General features: G+C 59.7%; 1 protein-coding gene. It reads left to right on the top strand.

What is annotated here, in order from left to right; translation table 11 throughout:
* The first annotated feature begins 584 nt into the window (after positions 1 to 584).
* On the top strand, positions 585 to 2,099 hold the full coding sequence (gene ltrA / locus IEX64_RS24150) for a group II intron reverse transcriptase/maturase (RefSeq protein WP_099185759.1): 1,515 nt from the start codon (positions 585 to 587) through the stop codon (positions 2,097 to 2,099).
* The last annotated feature ends 9 nt before the right edge of the window (positions 2,100 to 2,108 follow it).

Below are 2,108 nucleotides of genomic sequence, written 5' to 3'. Positions count from 1 at the left end.
CGAATGCCTTGCCCTCTGCTGTGAGGGGGCATGAGCCCAAGCGGCGGTGACCTGCTGTCAACTGGCAGGGTGACGTAGCCCGCAGGTAAAGGGGATTGAGGCGAAGCCGTTACGCCAAGATGGTCCCCGAGGCTGTAGCGCTGGAAGGTTGAGGAACACGAACCGGTTAATCCGCATCCGAGGGCTGAAATGTCGCCTTCGCCTACACGGCTTAACAGGCGGAATGCTGATGATGGCGCCGGACACGTATGTCGGCGACATCCGATTGCGGGCGTACATGTAGGTCGCCCGCATGGAGCCATGGAGAGAACGCAGTCAGGCCATGGCATCGGTATCGACTTGCGGGACGCAAGGACAAGGACTGCGACCGGCAGCCTCCCCAGCGCGTGAAAGTCCAGCATATGAACGAGGGAAGGCATGATGGAATGCCAAGGGAGTTGGCCCCGATGTCCATCATGCTGGCGGAGTTCCCGTAGTAGTCCGCGGCAGGGAAAGCCTGTCACATGGCGAAGGGGGACAGTTCAATCTGCTTGAAGTGCAAACTACCTGACCAAACGAGGTGAAGACCTTTGATAATCAGCGAAATGCAGCACAAGCTCGCGACATGGGCCGAGAGCGATCCGAACCGCAGGTTCGACCGCCTATTCAGGCTCATTGCTGACAGGGCGTGGCTTGCCGAGGCAGCCCGGATCGTGCTGGCGTCTAGCGGCGCCAATACGCCGGGTATCGACGGAATGGACAAGCAACGGATGCAGGCCGGACTGGCAGATCATCTGGCCAGCCTGCGAACGGACTTGCTGACGGGGAATTACGTCCCGCAGCCGGTCAGGCGAATCTATATCCTGAAAGCCAATGGCAAGAAACGTCCACTGGGTATCCCGACCCTGAAAGACCGCATCGTCCAACGTGCGATGCTGATGGCCATGGAGCCGATCTGGGAAAGCGACTTCCATCGCCTCTCCTACGGCTTCAGGCCGGAACGCAGCGTGCATCACGCTGTCCGGACCGTGAAGATACAGTTGCAGGATAGTGGCGCCGGAACGCGGGGCCGCTGGATCATCGAAGGTGATCTGGCGAGCTACTTCGACACGGTCCACCACCGGCTTCTTCTTCGCTGCGTCCGGCGGCGTATCCGGGATGATCGGTTCGTCGATCTGCTCTGGCGGTTCCTGAAAGCAGGCCACATTGACCGTGGCCTGTTCGTCGCCTCAAGTGAAGGTGTTCCGCAAGGCGGCGTGTTGTCGCCGCTCCTGTCCAACATCATGCTCCATGAGTTTGATGCGTGGCTGGAGGCGAAATACCTGAGCGACAAGGCGCGAAAGGATCGCTGGGCATGGAACTTCGGTATCCAGCAGGGCCGCCCCATCACGGTTCGCGAGAACCGGCAATGGAAACCTGCTGTCGCCTACTGCCGTTACGCCGACGACTTCGTCGTCATCGTCAAGGGCACCAAGGCACATGCCGAGGCCATCCGCGAGGAATGCCGGGCCTTTCTGGAAGGCGACCTGAAGCTGACGCTGAATATGGACAAGACCCATATCACGCACGTCGACGACGGGTTCGTGTTCCTCGGGCACCGGATTATCCGCAGGCGGGGATCGAGCGGACGCATGTCCGTGGTCTCGACGATACCCAAGGAGAAAGCCAAGACCTTCGCTCGCCGATTGGTCGAGGCCCTCTCCGGCAATCATGAGATTGCCACGGTGGACATGATCGACAGCCTGAACCGCCAACTGGCGGGTTGGGCCGCATTCTACAAGTTCACCGACTTCACGGCACGCATATTCCGGCGCATCGACACGGTCGTGTTCTGGAAAATGGCGCACTGGTTGGCGCGGAAATACCGGTCCCGTATCAAGCCCTTGATGCGCAAATGGTACCGCGTGCCGGAAATCGGCCACTCAAAGACGTGGCTGATTTACGGACGAAACAATCAGGGCAATGCCGTCGGCAAGGCACTACGACGACTGGTCACCAGCCAGAAGTTGCAGTTCCGGTGGCGGAACCCGGAGCGAAATCCCTACATCTTCCGGGACGAACTCCGAAACACCGTCACTTCTCGCTATCATGATGTCGCCATGGCCTTGGGCCACGGTTGAATAGAGAGC

The sequence above is a fragment of the Novosphingobium indicum genome (genome assembly GCF_014645195.1).
GTDB classification, from domain to species: domain Bacteria; phylum Pseudomonadota; class Alphaproteobacteria; order Sphingomonadales; family Sphingomonadaceae; genus Novosphingobium; species Novosphingobium indicum.
This window is presented reverse-complemented; position numbering and strand designations above follow the sequence as displayed.

Bases quoted from the DNA above. Each gene is read 5' to 3' on its own strand.
- ltrA (WP_099185759.1), top strand. From the start codon at position 585: ATGCAGCACAAGCTCGCGACATGGGCCGAGAGCGATCCGAACCGCAGG.